Origin of the sequence: Janthinobacterium sp. BJB426, assembly GCF_002735705.1 — a bacterium.
Taxonomy (GTDB): Bacteria; Pseudomonadota; Gammaproteobacteria; order Burkholderiales; family Burkholderiaceae_D; genus Janthinobacterium.
In genome coordinates this window covers 368,954-387,389 of the sequence record NZ_PDZL01000003.1, presented here as the reverse complement: position 1 = coordinate 387,389, position 18,436 = coordinate 368,954, and the positions used below count along the sequence as shown (strand labels likewise).

Below are 18,436 nucleotides of genomic sequence, written 5' to 3'. Positions count from 1 at the left end.
CTTCCCATTTACTAACTCGTATATTTTTAAAATGAATAATTATCGCTACCCCCATGAAACGAATGGGCCTGATGCCAAAGAAATTGCACTGTTTCATCGACCACCAAGCTTTTCGGAATGGATTACTTTGTTGTCCAATAGCGAGAAGAAAAAAACGCCTACTTCATGGAAAATTTCCCTTTCGATACTAGGATGCTGTTTTTTAGTAATTTTGGTATTACTTTTGGCGCATGAAATGAACTGGTGGAACCGCGAGCTGCTAAGCAATGCTTCACTTATCTGTTTGCTTATCATGTGGGTCACTTGGATAGTAGTAACGCTATGGGACGTTTGGAAGCTGATTCGAAGTTTGACGAGCCCTAGTAAATTCATGGCCCAGCAATTGGATCGGCAGTATCTTAGAGAGCGTGACCTCGTTGCTAGGTTTCGAGCCATTCCGAACGCAGTTTTAATCGGACAATATAGACGATTGGATGCCTATCTAATTGTGTGGGAGAAGTGGCTCGATATAGCCCGTATCTTTGGTTTGCTGGGAACGGCATTGGTATTGATGTTAAAAGGTGATGCCTTGGGGTTGCCTATGGCTGTGAAGCAGTATGCTGAAATTTATGTGTCAGCCACTGTGATAGGCGTACTGTCCGGTGCACTGATTGTTAGAACAGGTATCCGTGACCTTCAACAGATTCTTGCGGCCCTTAAGACCATATCCGCGCAAAAGGAGGGAAAACGCTCGCGATCAGAGAGGAAGGCAACTTCTGAATCTTGACTTGGAAATCGGTTAGTCAGATAGCCATTGCATCCTCTCATCGGGTATCTCCAGCCCCCGCTGCCGCACATATTCCAGAAACAGCCGCGCCCCTTTGGCCATCCTCGACGTGCCGTAAACGGCATGGATGCTGGGGTCGAGTTCCTTCGACGAAGTCAGCCGATACGCCGTGCAGACCCGGCGCAGGGTGCCTGCGGCTACGGCGGGCTCGGCCAGCCAGCTGGCCAGGCGCACGATGCCGGCGCCTTCCAGGGCCGCCTGGAACGTGGCGATGCCGGAAGTGAAGCGGAAGCGCGGTTGCACCTGGTAGCGCACGTTGCGTTCGCTGGAAACGAAATGCCAGTCGCGCAGGATGCGGGGGGCCGAGTGCATGATGATGTCGTGGCTGGCCAGCTCTTCCGGTTCCTCGGGCGCGCCCATGCGCTCGATATAATCGGGCGAGGCGTACATGTAGCGGCGGTAATTCCACAGTGGGTAGCCGATCAGCTCGCTCGACTGAGGGAAGGCGCCGCGGATGGCAAAGTCCAGCTTTTCCTGGATGGGGTCGATCGATTTGTCCGAAAAATGGATGTCCACCGACACGTTCGGGTAGTCGCGCGAAAATTGCGCTACCACCTTCGGCAAGAAACCCAGCGACAGGATTTCCGGCGCCGAGAGGCGCACCCAGCCTTGCGGCGAGTTGCTCAATTCCGCCAACTGGTCTTCCGCCTCGGCCTGCGTTTCCAGCAAGTGCTTGGCGGACGCGTAATACGTTTCGCCGGCCGTCGTCAGGGTGAACTGCTTTTGCGTGCGCAGGATCAGCTCGGCGCCGATGGCGTCTTCGAGGAACTGGATGGCGCGCGTGACGGCGGACGGCGAGCGTCCCAGCATGCGCGCCGCGTGGATAAAGCTGCGCTTTTCGACTACGGTACAGAAGGCGCGGATCTCCCACATCAGTTTCATCGACATCGGTGACTCCCGGCAAAAGAGGCCAGTAGACCGCATGGAGCGCATTCCGTCAAGCGTTACGCCTGATTGCGTTTTCCGCAACATGAAGTTGCATCCGGAAAAATCCACGGCGCCTATACTGCCGCTGTCGCCCATTCCTCCTTGCCTATCATGCTGACCATCTCGCTGCTGTGTTTATTTGCCTTCTTTGCCGGCCTGATCGATGCCGCCGTAGGCGGGGGTGGGCTGATACAGCTGCCGGCCCTGTTCAACCTGATGCCGAACATGGCCTCGACCTCGTTGCTGGGCACGAATAAACTGGCGTCCGCCTGCGGCACCACGTTTGCCGCCCGTTCCTTCGTTGGCAAGGTGCACATTCCGTGGTTGCTGGTGCTGCCGGCCGTGGCCAGCGCCTTCATCATGTCGTTTATTGGTGCGGCCGCCGTGTCCTACGTGCCGCAGCAGGTGGTGCGCCCGATGGTGCTGGTGTTGATCATCATCATGGCCATCTACACCTTCATCAAGAAGGATTTCGGCACGACGCGCGAAGCGCGCCCCATCGGTCCGCGCGAACGCATCCTCGCCATCGTCATCGGCGGCGCCATCGGCTTTTATGACGGCCTGTTCGGTCCAGGCACGGGCAGCTTCCTGATTTTCCTGTTCATCCGCGTCTTCGGCTTCGATTTCATCCTCGCCTCGGCCTGCTCGAAACTGGTGAATATCGCCACCAACGTGGCTGCGCTGGCCTTCTTCATTCCCGCCGGTCACGTGGTCTACGCCGTGGCTGCTCCAATGGCTGTGTGCAATATCCTGGGCGCGCTGACGGGCACCTGGATCGCCGTGCGCCGCGGCGCCGCCTTCGTGCGCATCCTCTTCCTCGTGCTGCTGGTGCTGCTGATTGTGAAATTGTCTTACGACATCTTCTTCAAGTAAGTTTTTGAACGACAACAAGCCATGAAAACCATCCAGGGCGTGCTGTGGGACAACGATGGCGTGCTGGTCAACACCGAGCAGCTGTTTTACGAAAGCAACCGCGACTTGCTCTTGCCCTACGGCATAGACCTGACGCCGAAGCAATTTTTTGACTGGTTCCTGGACAATAACTACGGTGCCTGGCATGTGCTGCTGGGGCAGGGCCACGACATCGAGCTGGTCGAACGCCTGCGGGCCGAGCGCACCGTGCTGTTTGCGCAGCGCCTGCGCCAGGCGCGCCGGCTGGCCATGCCCGGCATCGGGCAAGTGCTGGCGGCGCTGCGCCCGCACGTGGCCATGGGCGTGGTCACCAGTGCCTACGAACAGCATTTCCGGATCAGCCATGCGGCCACCGGTTTGCTTGGCCACTTCGACTTCGTGCTGACGCGTGAAATGTATGGCGACAGCAAGCCGGCGCCCGACGGCTACCAGCTGGGCTTGCAGCGGCTGGGCCTGGCCGCCGCCGACTGCGTGGCCGTCGAAGACTCGCCGCGCGGCTTGCGCGCCGCGAATGCGGCCGGACTGGAATGCATCGTCGTGCGCAATCAGATGAACCGTCACCACGCGTTTGACGACGCTTTTTGCGTGGTGGATTCAAACGCCGAGCTGGGCGAGGTATTGGCCTCGTTCGTGCCCGGCATGACGCGGTCGCAGGGACAATTAGAGGCCTTCCTCTGATCCGTCTTGCCGGCATGCCATTACAATTGTTTATCGCATTCACCGGCACAGCCCTACGATGACTCTCCCGCAACTGCATTTTGCCCATGCCAACAGTTATCCTGCCGGCACCTACCGCAAGCTGTTCGGCCTGCTGGGCCAGCACTACACCGTCCAGGCGCTCGACATGCATGCGCACGACCCCGCGTACCCCGTCAGCACGGGCTGGCCCGAGCTGGTGCGCGAGTATATCGACGAGCTGGAGCGCCGCTACAGCGCGCCCGTCATCCTCGTCGGCCATTCGCTGGGAGGCATGCTCAGCGTGATGGTGGCCAAGCAGCGGCCCGATCTGGTGCGCTGCGTGGTCTTGCTCGATTCGCCCGTGGTGGCGGGCTGGCGCGCCTTGCTGGTGCGCCTGGCGCGCAACACGGCGCTGGGCGAGCGGTTCTCGCCGTCACGTTTTTCAGCCCGGCGGCGCAAGCTGTGGCCCGATGCGCAAGCCGCGTATGAACATTTCGCGGCCAAGGACATGTTCGCCGTCTGGGCGCCGCAGGTCTTGCGCGACTACATCGACAACGGCCTGGTGCCCCATCCGGAAGGGGTGCAGCTGCGCTTTACGCGCGAAGTGGAAACGCAGGTGTACCGCAGCTTGCCGCATCATATTGGCGGCCTCGTCAAGGATGGCTTTCCCGTGCCCATCGGTTTTATCGGCGGCACGGAATCGGTGGAATGCCGCCAGGCGGGTTTGACGGCCACGCGCAAGCTGGTCGGCAAGTTTTTCCGCCAGGTGCCGGGCGGCCATCTGTTTCCCATGGAGGACCCGGAACTGACGGCGCAAGTGGTGCGCGAGATGATCACGGCATTGCTGGCGAAACAATAGCCGATCGCCAAGGATTTTCAGGGGATGGGGGCCAACAGCGGCGGATTTTCGCGTAAAATCCTGCCATCCGGGCCGTGCCTGCAGCAGGCGTGCGGCCCCAGCCATTCCGATATTCTAGAAAGATACCCCTGCGATGACGATTAAAAGCGATAAATGGATACGCCGCATGGCGGAAACAACGGGCATGATCGAGCCGTTCGAACCGGGCCAGGTCAAGGAACGCGACGGCAACCGCATCGTGTCCTACGGCACCTCCAGCTATGGTTATGACATCCGTTGCGCCGACGAGTTCAAGTTGTTTACCAATATCAACACCACCATCGTCGACCCGAAGGATTTTGACGCGAATAACTTTGTCGACGTATCGGGCAAGGGCTATTGCATCATTCCGCCGAACTCGTTCGCGCTGGCCCGTACGGTCGAGTATTTCCGCATTCCCCGCAATGTGCTGACGATTTGCCTGGGCAAGAGCACCTATGCGCGCTGCGGCATCATCGTCAACGTCACCCCGTTCGAACCGGAATGGGAAGGCTTTGTGACCCTGGAGTTTTCCAACACGACACCGTTGCCGGCAAAAATCTACGCCAACGAAGGCGTGGCGCAAGTGCTGTTCTTCGAATCCGATGAAGTGTGCGAAACGTCGTACAAGGATCGCGGCGGTAAATACCAGGGCCAGGTTGGCGTGACCTTGCCGAAGACCTGATTGCTGGAAGGGCGGGGTGCCAGCCGTCTTTACCTGCCTTTACACCCGCCGCCCTACATCCACCCCCATGCTTGCCGTTAACCTTGGTATTGAAACACTGAGGAGGCATCATGGTAGCGGCAATCGGTTCAGGCGGCGCAGTCAGCGCGGCCAGTAGCGCCAGTTCGGGCAGCAGTTCGCAGATCGCGGCGCTGCAAAAGCAGATCACGGCGGCGCAAAAACAGTTGACGGAATCGCAGAAGGGCGAGCAGACGGAGGCGTCGCAAAAGCTGCAGCAGCAGCTGGCGCAGCAAATCCAGGCCTTGCAGGCGCAAATTGCCCAGTTGCAGGCTGCCGCCGCGCAGGCGCAGCAAGACGCTCAGCCGGCCAGCAGCGCCGATACGGCGACGAGTCCGGCCAAATCGACCTCGTCCACCCTGGGCAGCATCATCGATACGCAGGCATAACAGCACATCCGCACAGATAAAACGCCAGGCTCGCCGACAGGTCAGCCTGGCGTTTTGACGGGCAACAACATTTCCACGCACAGTCCGCCACCACTGCGCAAGCTGGCACTGATGCGGCCGCCATGGGCGTTGATGACGTGCCGGGCGATGGCCAGGCCCAGGCCGTGGCCATCCGTGCTGTGCTGGGTATTGCTGGCGCGGAAGAACGGTTCAAAAATACGGGCCAGGTCGGCTGCGGCCACGCCAGGACCACGGTCCTGCACGGCGATGCGCAGCCATTCTTGCTTGCCATCATGCAGGCGCGACAGTTCCACGTGCACCGTGCCGCCATCGGGACTGTGTTTGACGGCATTGCGCACGACGTTTTCCACGGCGCGCGCCAGCAGTTCCGGCTGACCCGTGACGCTGGCGTCCGCCGTGGCCGCGTCGCCCGCCAGGGCTATGCCCAGCAGGCGCGCCCTCGCTTCATAGCGGGCATCGTCCACGATGTCGTGCACGAGATCGGCGATGCTGACGTCTTCGCTGTGCGTCTGCCCGGCTCCCGCTTGCCCGGCGCCCGCTTCCAGCCGGGACAGGGTCAGCAGTTCACCGATCAGTTTATCCATGCGCTCGCTTTCGCGTTCGATGCGCTGCATCGAGGCGGCCATTTTTTCCGGCTGCTGGTGCGCCAGGCCGATGGCGGCCTGCAAGCGCGCCAGCGGCGAGCGCAGCTCGTGCGACACATCATGCAGCAATCGCGTCTGGCTATCCATGAGGCTGCGCAAGCGGCCCGTCATGCGGTCGAAATCGCGTCCCAGGTCCGTCAATTCATCGCCGCGCTTGCCGCTGGCGTAAAAGCGCGGCGCCAGGTTGCCGTGCGAGGCGGCCTCGAACGCTTGCCGTAGGTCGCGGATGGGGCGCGCAAAATACCAGGCCAGCAGGAAAGAGAACAGCAGGCTGGCGGCGATGGCGGCGGCCAGGGGAATGAAGGTGCGGTAGGGGCTGTCCATGCGCGGGCCGGGCGGCATGCCGCGGCCGAAGTCGCCGCGTGGCGGCGGCGCGCCCGCTTCGTGGGGCCGTGGGCCGGCTCCCATGGCGCGCGGGCCGCTCATGGTGACGGCATTGAGCGTGTCGCGCGCGGCGCCCGCCTCGGCATTGCGGAAACGTTCGGACGAAGGCAGGAACAGCAGGTAGCGCTTGCCATCGCTGCCGGCCGCTTCGCGCACGACGGCATGGGCCTGGCTTTGCTCCAGCATGGCGCGCGCCTTGGCCAGCATGGCGGGATGCACCGTGCGGCCCATCAGTTCTTGCCCTTTGGCATCGACGGCAAACACGCGCATGCGTTCGAGCTTGCCCAGGAATTGCCGCAAGGCCTGGCTGCCGCCCGCTTCCACGGTGGCGCTGGCGGCCTCGATGATCATTTGCGCGGGCGGACTGGTGTCGATGTCGAGGGCCCGTTCCTGCTGCGCGGCCCGGTTTTTCAGCCAGAAGGTGCCGCCGATGCCGATGGTGGCCGTCACTTGCGCCAGCATGATGCACAGAAAAAACTTCCAGAACAGACGGCCCACGCTTACTCCTTGATCAGCTGGTAGCCGAGACGGTACACGGTCTGCAGGCAGGAGCGGCCATCGGCCAGGCTGCCGAGTTTGCGGCGCAGGCTGCTCAAGTGCACATCGATATTGCGGTCGAAGCGGGCCATGGGCCGGCCCAGGCCCAGTTCCGACAATTGATTCTTGCTCACGGGCTTGCCCGCATGGCGTACCAGCACTTCCAGCAGGTTGAACTCCGTGCTCGTCAGTTCCAGGTGCGCGCCGGCCCAGGCAACGCGGCGCTGTTCTGGCCACATCGTCAGTTGCCCCACGGCCAGCGGCGCCAGCCCCGATGTGTCGTGCGGCGCGGCTTGCGCACGGCGCAGGATGGCGCGGATGCGCGCCGTCAGCTCGCGCGGCGTGCACGGTTTGGTGACGTAATCGTCGGCGCCCAGCTCCAGGCCCACGATGCGGTCCGTATCGTCGCCGCGCGCCGTCAGCATCAGGATGGGCAGGTTGCTGCCGGCGCGGATGCGGCGCAGGGTTTCCAGGCCATTCATGCGCGGCATCATGACGTCGAGGATGGCGATGGCGTACAGGCCCGTCAGCGCCTCAGCCGCGCCGCTTTCACCGTCATGCACGGCGCGGGCGTCAAAACCTTCCTGCGTCAGGTATTCCTGGAACATGCCGACCAGTTCCACGTCGTCATCGATTAACAAAACCTTGCTCATGCCTGTGCTTTTTTCGGGTGAATATCGCCCGATGATAGCAGCCAAAGGGTGCCGTTCAGGGCGGTTTTACCCGCTTTTACATACCTCCGCTTACATTTGCGCAGCTTCCTTTACATGCTTTTACGCCGGCCTAACGTTGCTTTACACGTCAGAGGCCGACAATCAGGGCTGATCGCCACGAAAGGAAAGCCCGATGAAATACCTGAGCATTGCCGTATCCCTGTTGCTGTTGTCCGCCTGCAGCATGCCGCTGCTGGCACTGGCCCAGCAAGAACCTGCAGCGGACGGCCCGCCGCCGCGTGCCATGGAAGGGCCGCCGCCAGGCTTGCCGCCGTTTCTGCGCGACATGGACTTGAGCGAAGCGCAGCAGGACAAGATTTTCGCCGCCACTTACGCCCAGGCACCCTTGCTGCGGGAACAGGAAAAGATTGCCTTCAAGGCCCATGAACAGCTGCGCGCGCTTGCCGGGTCCAGCGCCTACGACGATGCGAAGGCCAGCGCGCTGGCCAGTACGGCGGCGCAAGCCATGGCGAAGATCAGCTTGCAGCAGGCGCGGCTGGAGCAGCAATTGCTGGCCGTGCTGACGCCGGAACAGCGCCAGCGGGCGCAACAGCGTCAAGACAGCCGTCCCGGCCCACGCCGCCGCCAATAAGCACAGGAGATTAAGCATGAGCATCAGTGCATTGAGTTCGACCAGCGCCACCAGCCAGTTGAGCGCGTTCAGCCGCCTGGGCGGCAGCGGCAGTTCCAGCAATACCAGCAGCGTGGACGGGACGCGGCCGCCAAAGCCCGACGATGGCGCATTTCTCGACGCCATTTCCAGCGCCTTGTCATCGATAGGTGTGGCGGTCGATACCAGCGATAGCGCGACGGACAGTACCGGCGCCACCGCCAGCAGCGACGTGGGCCAGGCGCTGGGCGCCTTCCTGCACCAGATGATGGGCAGCCTGCACGCGCAGGGTGGCGGCAGTGCTGGCGGGCAAGAGGAGGGTGGCGAACCGCCTGCCGCGCCACCACCCGGCGGTGGCGCGCGCGGCGGCCCCGGCAATATCGAATCGGATTTGCAAAGCCTGCTGCAAAAACTCTCGTCGTCCGGCAGCGACAGCGCGGAGAGCACGGACAACAGCGTGATGGACTTGCAGTCCAGCTTTGCCAGCCTGCTCAGCGCGCTGGGCGGCGATGAAGGCAGCACGAGCGCCAGTAACAGCAAACTGGGCAGTTTCCTGCAGGCGCTGTCGGGCAGCCTGGGCGCGGCGAATGCGGGCGGCAGCCTGTCTGCCAGCGGCAACCTGGTCAATACAACGGCCTGAAGCATGGAACGCAAGTTCGCCATTGCCGCCAGGAAGGCGCTTTCGCGCCATGCGACACAGGCTCTGTTCCTGTGCGCCAGCCTGAGCCCCGCCTTGGCGGGCTTGCCCCACTTGATGGAATATATATGGAATTACATGATCACGGTCTGGCATCCGACCTCGAAATGATGCGGCAACAGGCGGCTGAGCGGCGGCAAGTCCTGCGCTGGCTGCTGGCCGGCGCCGCCACCTTGCCTTTGATGAGCTGCGGCGGCGGGTCGGACGCCAGTGGCACGGCGGCGTCCAGCGGCGCTGGCACGGGCACTTCCGGTACGGCAGCGGTAACGATACCTGCCACGGGCGCCTGCACGGTGATTCCCGAGGAAACGGGAGGGCCGTATCCGGCCGATGGCACGAACACGAGTGGCGGCAGCATCATCAACGTGCTGAACCAGTCGGGCGTCGTGCGCAGCGATATCCGCGCCAGTTTCAATGGCGCCACGGGCGTGGCGGCAGGCGTGCCCTTGACCATTCATTTGCAGTTGCTCAACGCCAGCGGCGGCTGCGCCAGCCTGGCCGGCTACGCCGTTTATCTGTGGCATTGCGACCGCGACGGCCTGTATTCGCTGTATTCGAGTGGCGTGACGGCGCAAAATTACTTGCGTGGCGTGCAGGAAACGGACAGCGCCGGCAACCTTGCCTTCACGACCATCTTTCCCGGTTGCTACGCAGGGCGCATGCCGCACGTGCATTTCGAGGTCTACCCCAGCCTGGCGAAGGCGGCCAGTGCCGCGAACCGCATCAAGACGTCGCAGTTCACTTTCCCGATGGCAACGCTGAACGAGGCCTACACGGCCAGCGGCTACACGGCCAGCGTGCGCAACCTGGCGCAGATCAGCTATGCCACCGACAATGTTTTCAGCGACGGCACCAGCTTGCAGATGGCCACGGTGACGGGCAATGCCACGCAGGGCTATGTCGTCACCTTGACGGTCGCCGTGAACGGCTAAGTTGCTGTCATGAAACCCAGGTCGCGCCGGCTGAAGTTACCGATATTCGGGAACACTTCGGCCAGCTGGCTGTCGGCCACGCCGAACCATTTGGCCAGGGTAGCGCCGTACTGGTCGACGGAGGTGGTCGGCAGCAGGGCGCCGGAACCGACGTCCAGCTCATGGCCAAGGCCGGTGGTGGGGAAGGCGCCGTAGATGTCGCGGCCCTTCACGGCGCCGCCCACGACAAAGTGGTGCGCGCCCCAGCCGTGATCCGTGCCGTCGCCATTGCTGCTGAAGGTGCGGCCGAAGTCCGAGGCCGTAAACGTCGTCACCTGGCGCCGCACGTCGGCGCCCTGCAGGGACGCCAGGGTCGCGTCGAAATACGCCAGCGCGTGCGCCAGGCGCGCCATCAGGTCGCCATGCAGCTCCTTCTGGCGGTCATGCGTGTCGAAGCTGCCCAGGGTCACATAAAACACTTGCCGTTTCGCTCCAAGGGGGCCGCGCCCGCCGATGATGCGCGCCACCGTCTGCAATTGCACGGCCAGCTGGTTGACGCCGGACGCGCCCGTGTTCGGGTTGACGTAGGGGGGCGGATTGGGCACGCCGCCCGCGCCGGCCGCCAGCATGGCGCCGCTCAGCACGCTCTGGCTGGAAATGGCGCGCTGCACCGTTGCCACGTGTTCCTGCTCCATCATGTCGTCGCCCGCCGTACTGATGATGTCGCGCAAGGCAGTCTCGCCCTGGGTGGTGTCGAACAGATAGCCGCTGCCGATATTGCGGATCGGCACGGCGCCCGCCTGGCCCACCTGGAACTGGCGCACCTGGCGCCCGCTGAGGAACAGCGCATTCGACGCGGCCGAGATGGCGGTAAACGTCGCATTGGCGTTGCCGGCGCCGAGCAGGTCGCCCAGGCGTCCGCCCCAGCCGATGCTGGCGCCTTCGGGCAAGCCCGATTGCCACGTCGATTGCTGGTCGTTATGCGAAAACAGTTTCGGCGGCAGCGCCACATTGCCCGCCTTGTATTGCGCCAGGGTCACGGGCTGGATCAGGGTGCCGACATTGGCCACGATGGCGGCGCGGCCGCCGTCGAACAGGTCTTTCACGGGAGCGAGGGCGGGATGCAGGGCAAAGCTGCGGCCCGCCTGGGCCGTGGCGGGGGTGATCGGCAGCACGCCGCCCGTTTCGCCGACGCCGGGCAGGTGGATCGAATCGTTGTTGCCCGTATTGCGCAGGCGCATATATTCACTCCATGAAGGCGTGTCGGTGGCCAGCACCGTGTTGAAGGTATCGTTGCCGCCGTTCATGAACAGGCAGACGAGGGCCTTGTAGTCGTCGGCGGACTGGGCCGCAGCCTGACCCATGGCGGCCAGGTTGAGGGCGAAGGGCGCGGCCGTGCTGCCTGCCAGGCCCAGCATGGAACCGAGGAAGCGGCGGCGCGAGAAGTGAGTAGGGGTAGTCATGCAGCTTCCTTATTTTTGAACCAGGTATTCAGGCGAGGCCATGGCCAGGAAAATGGCCAGGTACACGCGGTTGGATTTCGCCTTCGTCACTTGCGCGGCATTGCTGCCGTTGGCGGCGGGAATGGCGATGCTCGTGACGGCCGACAGGATCTTGGTGCGCAGGCGGGACGACATATTGCCGGACATTAATAGCAAGTTGACCCGGTCCAGCAGGGCAGCGGGCTGCTCGGCCAGCGCCAGTTCGGCCGAGTAGTCGGCCCGCACGGCGCTGTTTTCCGCCACGCCGCCGCTGATGGCATCCTGCATGAAGTTCAGGTAACCGGTGACGGACGGCTCCGACGTGATCTGCATTTCCGGCGCCACCAGGCCCGCCGTCGCCAACGCCGAATTGGGCGGCACGTAGGACGGGCGGAAATAGTTGAAGACGGATGGCGCGTTCATGGGATTCTGGCCCAGTCCCGACAGCGGATCGCTGAGGTAATAGATGCGGTACTGCAAGGCGGCATCCTTGGCGTGGAATGCGCGCATCCAGTTGCCCAGACGCACGAGCGGTTCACGCAATTTGCCCGTGCGCAGGCTGCTGCCGGCTGGCGCCAGCGCTTCGGGATCGAGCAGCGCGGCGCGGATCACGGTCTGCATGTCGCCGCGCACGCCCGAACCATTGTTGGCGAAGGCGGCCGCGACCCTGCCCACATAAGCCGGGCTGGGGTTGCTGGTGACCAGGCGCTGGATCAGCTGGCGGCCAAAGAAGGGGCCAGCATTCGGATGGTTGAACAGGGTGTCGAGGGCCAGCGCCATGTCCGCTTCGCCGCCGGCGGCGCCCGCCGCGCTGACGCCCAGAAAGCGTTTTTCGCTGGTGGAGTGGTACGCCGCATAGTTTTGCATCGGCATCCAGTCGCGGTCCGGATCGGCCACGCTGCCAAAGAAACGGTTCGCGCCCTGGTCCGGTCCGGCCCAGCTCCAGCCCGTAAACACTTTCGCCAGGCCGCTCACATCGTCGCGCGTGTAGGTGTCGATGGGTTTGCCGCCGTTCAATTTCAATGAACCATCCGCATTCAGCTGGTACAGGCCGATGGTAAATAACTGCATCACTTCGCGGGCGAAATTTTCGTCGGGCGTGCGCGTGGCCGATTCCTTCTGGTTGCGCAGGTGCGACAGGTACAGCCCCATCATCGGATGCGTGGCCACGCCCTGCAGCAGGGTACGGAAGTTGCCGAACGCATGTTGTCCCAGCATGTCGTAGTAGCTGGCGACGCCCCGCGTTTGCGGCCACACGGCCTCGTTTTGCGTGGAGACGACGAAGATTTCCGACAGGGCAAAGGTCACGCGCTGGCGCAGCTGGTCGTCGCCGCGCACGGCTTGCTGCCAGAACGACTCATAAAAGTCGTTCGGCACGGCCTTGGTGGCCGCCGCGCCCGCAGTGGGATATTTCGCGTCGATATATTTTCGGTGCAAGGTTTGCGGCTTGGAAAACTGCGCGCGGAACCAGGCGTCGCTGTCGCTGGCGGCCAGGGCATCGATGGCCGCCATGTCCGGCCCGAACGTGGCGCGGCCCAGGAAACGCGACGCTTCCGGGCGCGTGAAGGTCGCCGTCTGGCCGCCCGGTGGCGTGGTCAGGGGCGGCGGTGGAATGGTGTCGCCCGGCTTGGTGCCGGGGGCGGTGGTCCCCGGTGGCACGGCCGAGATGTCCGGGTTCTGGGTGGCGCCGGTCTTGCTGTCGCCACCGCCGCCGCAGGCGGCAAGCAGGCTGAATAGGGTGATGGCCAATAAGCGGCGCAAAGTAGGGTCTATCATTTAGTTTCTTTCAGGCAATCAAATTCTGGCCCATTAATTGTAGGGCTTGCCTACCAAAATTCTGTTTTCAATTAACTATTTACGTGTTGGCCACGTTTATTTTTATCGCATGTTGAAGTGATGTTGATAGGGTTTTTGGCGGCGTAGCGCGAAGTTTGTTTTTTGAAAATGAAAAATATTTTTTGCCGATAACTAGCACTGTGGCGGATAGGCGACGTAATCATTCCTGCCAATTAAGCTTGTTTGAAAGCTCACCTTGACAACGAAACTCGCTTCGCCGGAAACCATGGTTTTTACGCTATCGGCGAAACGCCGTTCGCCGTCCTGTCTCTTTTTCCCCTGCGCCTGACGGGCATGCCCCTTGCATCAGGGAGGCATGGGCCAGCCGCCCGTCTTCACCGGAGCCTGTCATGACCAGCCGCCTGCTCGCCTATCGTCCTGAAATGGAATTGCCTGAAGCACCGGGCGCGCTGCCCCTGCAGCAGGAAGATGCGCTGGCCCTGGCGGCGCAGTTGCTGGAACTGCAGGGGCCGGCCCAATTCGACGCTTTCCTGGCGCGCCAGCTGGGCGCCACCGCGGCGGGGCGGCAAGTACGCGGTACGCCGCTGGAACGGTCGCTGCGCCAGTTGCTGGGCAAGGTGGTGGCGCCCTTGCTGCCCCTGCATGGCGGTTCGCCGCAGGCGCTCAAGCGGCGCGCTGCCGGCATCTTCGGCATGGAACTGGAAGGACTCAGCCCGGAAGACAAGGAATTCGAACTGGCGCGCCAGGTGGTGCACCTGATCGATGCCGTCAACACGGCGCTGGCGCAGGATGGCGGCCCGGGCGCGCGCACACCCGGGGCGCGGGTGGAGACGGCCCTGCTGCAAGTGGCACGCAGCGTGGCGCCAGGCTTGCTCAGGCAGGCGGCGCAAACGTCGGTGCGGGACGCTGGCCGCTGGCGCCGCGAGGGCGGGCACATCGTCGTGCTCGATTGTTAGCCGGATGGCCAGTCTGTCCGGCAAGGTAGTCCCAACCGAGGTAATCACTTTGAGGAGCTCATCATGCATGACTTGGATCGTACGACCCTGGAATACGGACAGGAAATGTCCGGCTTTGAAGCGGAACAGTTCGAGTTTGGCCAGGGCGAGTGGAGCGGCGAGGGCGGCGTGAACGCCATGTTTTCCGAGGCCGAGGAGATGGAACTGGCGAATGAACTGTTGTCGGTCAGCAATGAAGCCGAGTTGGAACAGTTTCTCGGCAATTTACTGCGCAAGGCCGCCTCCGTGGCGGGCGGCATCATCAAGTCGCCCGTGGGACAAGCCATCGGCGGCGTGCTCAAGGGCGTGGCGAAGAAGGCCATTCCCCTGGCCGGCGGCGCCATCGGCGGCTATTTCGGCGGTCCGCTGGGGGCCAAGATCGGCAGCGGCCTGGCCTCGGCCGCTGGCGGCGCCCTGGGGCTGGAAGCGGAAGCGTCGTCGAACGAGGACCGCGAATTCGAAGGCGCCAAGCAATTCGTTCGCCTGGCCGCCGATACCGTCAACCGCGCAGCGCAAGCGCGCGGTGCGGGCGACCCGCGCGCCATTGCCCAGGCGGCGGCCAGCGCCGCGGCGCGCCAGTTTGCGCCCGGCTTGCTGGGACGCCCCGGCAGCCAGGTCGCCACGCAGAATGGCAGCGGCGCCGGTGCGGCCGGCGGCATGGCGCAGGGCGGTGTGCGCAGCCAGGGCAGCCAGGGCGGCATGCGCCCATCCAGCGGCCGCTGGGCGCGCCAGGGCCACAAAATCGTCCTGTACGGCGTCTGACATCATGGCCATCGGCGCTTACGCTGCCTGGATGCTGGAGCAGGAGGCACGCTCGCTGCTGACGCGGCTGGCCCGGCTGGAACCGTTCGCGCTGATCGAGCCGACGGTGCTGGCCGCCGCCCTGATGCCCAGCGCCCAGTCGGCCATCGAAAGCCAACTGGTGCAGGGCCGGCGCGAACTGCGGCGCATGGTCGCCCGGTTCCAGTGGTGGCTGCGGCGCGAGCACGCCGACGGCGCCAGCATGGCCACGGCCGCCGAGGCGCAGCACCGTTTCACTTTCCTGCGCCTGAAATTCAATGCGGCGCTGACCCAGTTCGACCTGTTCAATGAAGTCATCACCCAGCGCAGCGAGCACAAGACGGGCGTGTGGCTGGCCGGCCTGGACATCGTTGCCGCCGACGCGCTGGCGCTGCCCGGCAATGTGTATCAGGCGCCGCCCGTGATCTGCTACCTGGACCGGGGGCCGGGGGCGGCCATCCGTCGCGCGCGCACGCGCCTGCCGGGTGGCGGCGACAATCCCGTCGCCATCATCCGCCTGCCGCGCGAACGCATGATCGGCAGCAGCATCGCTTCGTCGCTCGTGCACGAGGTGGGCCACCAGGGCGCGGCGCTGCTGGACCTGGTGCCGTCCCTGCGGCCTGTGCTGCAAGCCATGCAGCACGGCGGCAGCGGCCTCGTACACGTGTGGCAGTTGTGGGAGCGGTGGATATCCGAGATCGTGGCCGATTTCTGGTCGCTGGCGCGGGTCGGCGTGGCCGCCACCCTGGGCCTGATCGGCGTGGTCAGCCTGCCGCGCGTGTTTGTCTTCCGCCTCAATACCGACGATCCCCACCCGGTGCCCTGGCTGCGGGTGCGCCTGAGCTGCGCCATGGGGCGGGCCTTGTATCCGCATCCCCAGTGGGACCGCCTGGAACAGCTGTGGCTATCGTACTACCCGCTGGCCGGCCTGCCGCCTGCCCGGCAGCGGCTGCTGGAACAGTTGCAGGCCAGCATGGCCGCCCTGGTCGGCTTGCTGGTGCAGCACCGGCCGCCGGCCTTGCGCGGCGGGTCGCTGGTCGAGGCCATGGCCGTGCACACACGCCAGCCGGCCATGCTGGCACAGCTGTTTCGCAGCTGGACCCTGACGCCGGCGCAGATGTACCAGGCGACGCCGACCCTGGTGTTCGCCGTGCTGGGCCAGGCGCGCGCCAGCGGCACCTTGAACCCGGAAGACGAAAGCGAGCTGCTGGGGCGCTTGCTGACCCACTGGGCCCTGCGCAGCACCCTGGACACGTCGGAGCTGTGCGCGGATGTCGTGCGGCATGGCCGCCAGTCCGGCAGGCCGCTGCCGCCCCTGGCATCTCGTTTGATTATCCATTGAGGAGAATGACATGAGCAGCAAGATAAGCAGCAAAATAAGCAGCAAAAACAGGGGTGCGGGCCAGGCCGGTCCGAAACACCACGGCGGAAGCATCGCTGTCACGGTACACGAACAGGACAGCGGCGTGAGGGTCGTCAATGCCGCCATCAGCCTGTACCGGGGCATGGATGCCGATTGCCATCTGTTCAATGCCGCCACCTGGGTGCCCGATTCCGCCATGCTGGTGGGCGTGCGCTGGACCGATGGCAATGGTTGTACCGTGTTTGCCGACCTGGCGACGGGCAGCTACGTGGGCGTGTATGGCAATTTTCCCGCCACGGCGCCCCAGTGCGTGACGGTGCAGGCCGGCTGCAGCGCCGTGCTGTGCTTCACGCCGCAGCTCAATCCGCAGGTGGGGCTGGTGTTTAAAACGGCCGACTGCCATCCCAGCGACTGCAATTTTGGCAGGGTGGGCGACCGTGCCGTGGCCAGCGTCTCGTTTGATGGCGATCAAAGCGCCGACGGGCGCGACCAGGTGCAGGTGCTGGCCGCCGCGCCATGGGTGCCCATGCGCGGCGCGGCGAACGCCTTTTCCACACCCGTGCGGCGCGCCGGCATGCACCGTTTCATGGCGCAGATGATGCTGTCGCAGCGTCCCGAACTGCGCAGCGCCTTGCCCGTACCGGAAGGCCTGAGTCCGAACGCCATGCTGGCGCTGGATGCGGAGTACGAGACGGAAGAGCGCCAGCCGCAGCCCATCTCGGGCAATGTCGGCGTGTCGCTGACGCGCACGGAAACGGAGCCGACGGAAGACTTGCCGCTGTGGACCTTGATACGCAACAGCACCGAGGCGATGTCGTTTACCAATTATCTGCATTTCATGGACAGCCTGTTTTGCGGCGACCTGGCCAATGTGCGCGGCTTCGAGCAGGAGCGCTTCGTGAAAAAGGCCGACATGTTCCAGCAGCTCAAGCAGCGCCGCGCGCTGCCGTTTTCCGATGCCGATTCCTACCGCGTGCTGAAAGTGGCGACGGAAGCGTTCGTGATGGTCAATTGCGGCGTGCTGAACCAGCCGCTGGCGTTCAATCCCGCGGAAGACAACGCCTACCTGGACCGGCGCGACATCCCTCAGGGGCGCGACCTGGAAACCGTGCTGCGCAACGATTACCTGGAAAACATCGACGGATTCCAGACCTTGCCGTATCTGGCCGTGATCCGCCGCAAGCTGCCCGATATTCCCATCAGCATCCCGCGGGGCCAGGAAGGCGAAGTCGACCTGTGCTTTGGCATCATCCAGGAAAAGCTGGCCAATCCCTGTTTGTTGGAATTGATCTGGTCGTACTGGCATGAAGAGGGCATGCTGGTGCAAACCATGAACGCCATCGCGCAACGCTTCCAGAACCTGCGCGCGCCGGGCAACCATCTCGATCCCCTGTCGAACACGGAAATCGATATGCTGCGTCCGCTGAATAATTTACTCTGGGGGTACACGCAGGATGAACAGCATCGGCTGACCGTGATGCGCCGGAACTATGAGTATGACCATCACTATGGTGTGCGCCTGGACGGCAAGGCAGTGCAGCACTTCCGGCCAGCCGATAGCCGCTCCAAATTCCTGGAAGCCTTCCACCACTTGCTGCGCCTGCTGACCTCGTTCTACAAGCAGGATGACGACACCACCGTGAAGGCGGACGCCTTCCCCGTGCTGAATGCCTTGAAAGAAATCCACCTGATCCTGTCGCAGGGCGCGCACAACCAGTTCGGCGACTTGCCGTCGACGGCGCGCATCGAGATGCTGATGCAGCAATGGATGCTGGCACGCCCGGAATTCCGCGAATTTTTGCCCACGCGCGTGATGGTGGCGTATCCGGAGCCGTGGATGGACCGGGTCGATGCCATGAAGAAACTGCAGGGCTGGACGGACACGAGCGTGATGCACTTCCGCAACCTGGCCATCTTTGGCGAACAATTGCTGTTGTCCGTGCGCTATGGCAACTGGAGCGATATCTATGAACCCACGCAAGCGTTCAACTGGGCGCGCTTCTGGAGGCCGCAAGTGCAAGGCTATATCCACGGCTACCGCGCCGCCACCGGGGTCGATTTGTCCGTCGACAGCAGCGACCCGGTGGTTGAATCGACGATGCCCTCGGTGCTGCTGCGCCAGCGCCTGAGCCAGCAGCTGCGCAGCGTCTAG

The 18,436-nt window shown here is 63.5% G+C and carries 19 protein-coding genes; 14 read left to right on the top strand and 5 right to left on the bottom strand.

From position 1 onward, the window contains the following. Window positions 1-31 precede the first annotated feature (31 nt). The gene (locus CSQ93_RS07245) at window positions 32-766 is read left to right on the top strand and encodes a hypothetical protein (RefSeq protein ID WP_158301161.1); all 735 of its coding nucleotides are present in this window, start codon (window positions 32-34) and stop codon (window positions 764-766) included. 12 nt (window positions 767-778) lie between these two features. On the opposite strand, the gene CSQ93_RS07240 is transcribed toward CSQ93_RS07245, so the two are convergent. After that, the gene (locus tag CSQ93_RS07240) at window positions 779-1,714 is read right to left on the bottom strand and encodes a LysR family transcriptional regulator (protein ID WP_099377451.1); all 936 of its coding nucleotides are present in this window, start codon (window positions 1,712-1,714) and stop codon (window positions 779-781) included. 150 nt (window positions 1,715-1,864) lie between these two features. Between CSQ93_RS07240 and CSQ93_RS07235 the strand changes: the two genes are divergently transcribed. The 5 genes from CSQ93_RS07235 (at window position 1,865) to CSQ93_RS07215 (ending at window position 5,351) form a co-directional block, all read left to right on the top strand. Further along, window positions 1,865-2,626: a sulfite exporter TauE/SafE family protein gene (locus CSQ93_RS07235; protein ID WP_035819546.1), complete on the top strand. Its 762-nt coding sequence runs from the start codon at window positions 1,865-1,867 to the stop codon at window positions 2,624-2,626. A 21-nt stretch (window positions 2,627-2,647) separates the two neighbouring features. Further along, entirely contained in the window at window positions 2,648-3,343 is a 696-nt protein-coding gene (locus tag CSQ93_RS07230) for an HAD family hydrolase (RefSeq protein ID WP_099377450.1), read from the top strand. Window positions 3,344-3,401: 58 nt separating this feature from the next. Then, on the top strand, window positions 3,402-4,202 hold the full coding sequence (locus CSQ93_RS07225; RefSeq protein WP_099377449.1) for an alpha/beta fold hydrolase: 801 nt from the start codon (window positions 3,402-3,404) through the stop codon (window positions 4,200-4,202). A 133-nt stretch (window positions 4,203-4,335) separates the two neighbouring features. Next, window positions 4,336-4,905 carry a dCTP deaminase gene (gene dcd, locus CSQ93_RS07220; RefSeq protein ID WP_035819543.1) on the top strand — a complete coding sequence of 190 codons (570 nt, stop codon included), beginning with the start codon at window positions 4,336-4,338 and terminating at the stop codon, window positions 4,903-4,905. A gap of 110 nt (window positions 4,906-5,015) precedes the next feature. Further along, entirely contained in the window at window positions 5,016-5,351 is a 336-nt protein-coding gene (locus CSQ93_RS07215; protein ID WP_099377448.1) for a FlxA-like family protein, read from the top strand. A 41-nt stretch (window positions 5,352-5,392) separates the two neighbouring features. Here CSQ93_RS07215 and CSQ93_RS07210 read toward each other — a convergent pair whose 3' ends face one another. Both CSQ93_RS07210 and CSQ93_RS07205 read right to left on the bottom strand, forming a co-directional pair. Then, window positions 5,393-6,898, bottom strand: a complete 1,506-nt coding sequence (locus tag CSQ93_RS07210) for a sensor histidine kinase (RefSeq protein ID WP_099377447.1) — start codon at window positions 6,896-6,898, stop codon at window positions 5,393-5,395. Window positions 6,899-6,900: 2 nt separating this feature from the next. Beyond that, entirely contained in the window at window positions 6,901-7,590 is a 690-nt protein-coding gene (locus CSQ93_RS07205; RefSeq protein ID WP_099377446.1) for a response regulator transcription factor, read from the bottom strand. Between the two features lie 193 nt (window positions 7,591-7,783). On the opposite strand from CSQ93_RS07205, the gene CSQ93_RS07200 reads away from it, so the two are divergent. The 4 genes from CSQ93_RS07200 to CSQ93_RS07190 are packed head-to-tail and all read left to right on the top strand — an operon-like array spanning window position 7,784 to window position 9,889. Next, window positions 7,784-8,242: a Spy/CpxP family protein refolding chaperone gene (locus CSQ93_RS07200; RefSeq protein ID WP_099377445.1), complete on the top strand. Its 459-nt coding sequence runs from the start codon at window positions 7,784-7,786 to the stop codon at window positions 8,240-8,242. 16 nt (window positions 8,243-8,258) lie between these two features. Further along, a complete protein-coding gene (locus tag CSQ93_RS07195; protein WP_099377444.1) occupies window positions 8,259-8,900 on the top strand; it encodes a hypothetical protein in 642 nt (213 codons plus the stop codon). A gap of 3 nt (window positions 8,901-8,903) precedes the next feature. Next, on the top strand, window positions 8,904-9,068 hold the full coding sequence (locus CSQ93_RS28765; RefSeq protein ID WP_158301160.1) for a hypothetical protein: 165 nt from the start codon (window positions 8,904-8,906) through the stop codon (window positions 9,066-9,068). After that, window positions 9,026-9,889 (top strand): dioxygenase family protein, encoded by an 864-nt coding sequence (locus tag CSQ93_RS07190; RefSeq protein ID WP_099377443.1) that lies wholly within the window; start codon window positions 9,026-9,028, stop codon window positions 9,887-9,889. Before CSQ93_RS28765 ends, CSQ93_RS07190 begins: the two co-directional genes overlap by 43 nt. Here the strand turns inward: CSQ93_RS07190 and CSQ93_RS07185 are convergent. After that, on the bottom strand, window positions 9,886-11,331 hold the full coding sequence (locus CSQ93_RS07185; protein ID WP_099377442.1) for a DUF1501 domain-containing protein: 1,446 nt from the start codon (window positions 11,329-11,331) through the stop codon (window positions 9,886-9,888). The genes CSQ93_RS07190 and CSQ93_RS07185 overlap by 4 nt on opposite strands. 9 nt (window positions 11,332-11,340) lie before the next feature. After that, window positions 11,341-13,125, bottom strand: a complete 1,785-nt coding sequence (locus CSQ93_RS07180; protein ID WP_099377441.1) for a DUF1800 domain-containing protein — start codon at window positions 13,123-13,125, stop codon at window positions 11,341-11,343. Between the two features lie 410 nt (window positions 13,126-13,535). Between CSQ93_RS07180 and CSQ93_RS07175 the strand changes: the two genes are divergently transcribed. The 4 genes from CSQ93_RS07175 (at window position 13,536) to CSQ93_RS07160 (ending at window position 18,436) form a co-directional block, all read left to right on the top strand. Beyond that, a complete protein-coding gene (locus tag CSQ93_RS07175) occupies window positions 13,536-14,102 on the top strand; it encodes a hypothetical protein (RefSeq protein WP_099377440.1) in 567 nt (188 codons plus the stop codon). Window positions 14,103-14,165: 63 nt separating this feature from the next. Next, window positions 14,166-14,903 carry a hypothetical protein gene (locus tag CSQ93_RS07170; RefSeq protein ID WP_099377439.1) on the top strand — a complete coding sequence of 246 codons (738 nt, stop codon included), beginning with the start codon at window positions 14,166-14,168 and terminating at the stop codon, window positions 14,901-14,903. A gap of 4 nt (window positions 14,904-14,907) precedes the next feature. Then, window positions 14,908-16,263, top strand: coding sequence for a hypothetical protein (locus CSQ93_RS07165; protein ID WP_099377438.1), 1,356 nt, complete (start codon window positions 14,908-14,910; stop codon window positions 16,261-16,263). Window positions 16,264-16,273: 10 nt separating this feature from the next. Further along, window positions 16,274-18,436 (top strand): hypothetical protein, encoded by a 2,163-nt coding sequence (locus tag CSQ93_RS07160; RefSeq protein WP_099377437.1) that lies wholly within the window; start codon window positions 16,274-16,276, stop codon window positions 18,434-18,436.

Excerpts from the sequence above, each read along its gene's own strand:
- CSQ93_RS07195 (WP_099377444.1), top strand. The coding sequence starts at position 8,259 with ATGAGCATCAGTGCATTGAGTTCGACCAGCGCCACCAGCCAGTTGAGC.
- CSQ93_RS07240 (WP_099377451.1), bottom strand. The coding sequence starts at position 1,714 with ATGTCGATGAAACTGATGTGGGAGATCCGCGCCTTCTGTACCGTAGTC.
- CSQ93_RS07190 (WP_099377443.1), top strand. The coding sequence starts at position 9,026 with ATGGAATTACATGATCACGGTCTGGCATCCGACCTCGAAATGATGCGG.
- CSQ93_RS07185 (WP_099377442.1), bottom strand. The coding sequence starts at position 11,331 with ATGACTACCCCTACTCACTTCTCGCGCCGCCGCTTCCTCGGTTCCATG.
- CSQ93_RS07175 (WP_099377440.1), top strand. The coding sequence starts at position 13,536 with ATGACCAGCCGCCTGCTCGCCTATCGTCCTGAAATGGAATTGCCTGAA.
- CSQ93_RS07170 (WP_099377439.1), top strand. The coding sequence starts at position 14,166 with ATGCATGACTTGGATCGTACGACCCTGGAATACGGACAGGAAATGTCC.
- CSQ93_RS07215 (WP_099377448.1), top strand. The coding sequence starts at position 5,016 with ATGGTAGCGGCAATCGGTTCAGGCGGCGCAGTCAGCGCGGCCAGTAGC.
- CSQ93_RS07180 (WP_099377441.1), bottom strand. The coding sequence starts at position 13,125 with ATGATAGACCCTACTTTGCGCCGCTTATTGGCCATCACCCTATTCAGC.
- CSQ93_RS28765 (WP_158301160.1), top strand. The coding sequence starts at position 8,904 with ATGGAACGCAAGTTCGCCATTGCCGCCAGGAAGGCGCTTTCGCGCCAT.
- CSQ93_RS07235 (WP_035819546.1), top strand. The coding sequence starts at position 1,865 with ATGCTGACCATCTCGCTGCTGTGTTTATTTGCCTTCTTTGCCGGCCTG.
- CSQ93_RS07230 (WP_099377450.1), top strand. The coding sequence starts at position 2,648 with ATGAAAACCATCCAGGGCGTGCTGTGGGACAACGATGGCGTGCTGGTC.
- CSQ93_RS07205 (WP_099377446.1), bottom strand. The coding sequence starts at position 7,590 with ATGAGCAAGGTTTTGTTAATCGATGACGACGTGGAACTGGTCGGCATG.
- CSQ93_RS07225 (WP_099377449.1), top strand. The coding sequence starts at position 3,402 with ATGACTCTCCCGCAACTGCATTTTGCCCATGCCAACAGTTATCCTGCC.
- dcd (WP_035819543.1), top strand. The coding sequence starts at position 4,336 with ATGACGATTAAAAGCGATAAATGGATACGCCGCATGGCGGAAACAACG.
- CSQ93_RS07245 (WP_158301161.1), top strand. The coding sequence starts at position 32 with ATGAATAATTATCGCTACCCCCATGAAACGAATGGGCCTGATGCCAAA.
- CSQ93_RS07160 (WP_099377437.1), top strand. The coding sequence starts at position 16,274 with ATGAGCAGCAAGATAAGCAGCAAAATAAGCAGCAAAAACAGGGGTGCG.
- CSQ93_RS07165 (WP_099377438.1), top strand. The coding sequence starts at position 14,908 with ATGGCCATCGGCGCTTACGCTGCCTGGATGCTGGAGCAGGAGGCACGC.
- CSQ93_RS07200 (WP_099377445.1), top strand. The coding sequence starts at position 7,784 with ATGAAATACCTGAGCATTGCCGTATCCCTGTTGCTGTTGTCCGCCTGC.